1 protein-coding gene is annotated in these 314 nt (G+C 59.6%); it reads left to right on the top strand.

Annotated features, from left to right (window positions below; translation table 11 throughout):
* Positions 1-71 precede the first annotated feature (71 nt).
* On the top strand, positions 72-314 hold a 243-nt coding region (locus A3764_RS21560), incomplete at its 3' end, for a hypothetical protein (RefSeq protein ID WP_150121502.1).

Genomic DNA, 314 nt, shown 5'->3' with positions numbered 1-314 from the left:
TGCCACATTCTCAGACAATGATGGACACAATCGACCTTTAGGACAGGAGGAATCCTGACGAAAGGTCGATGATGAAAAAGGTCGCAATCGCATTCACGGTACTGCCGCTCGTTTTTGCGGGCGCAGGCTACGGCGCGGGCACCGTGCTGGCGCCTTCCCTCAGTGAAACCGCGACAAATAGCGAAGCCGCCAAGGCCAAACCCGGCGCGGAAAAGCACGCCGACGGTTACGGCGATGCAAAGGACGCCGTACAGGACCCGCGCGAGGACCGGACCATCGTGATGCTGGGTCAGGTCACCGTGCCTGTCGAAAAG

It is taken from the genome of Sulfitobacter sp. HI0129 (genome assembly GCF_001635395.1).
Classification (GTDB): Bacteria; Pseudomonadota; Alphaproteobacteria; order Rhodobacterales; family Rhodobacteraceae; genus Sulfitobacter.
The sequence above is the reverse complement of the archived record's forward strand: the minus strand, read 5'-3'. Positions and strand labels throughout refer to the sequence as shown.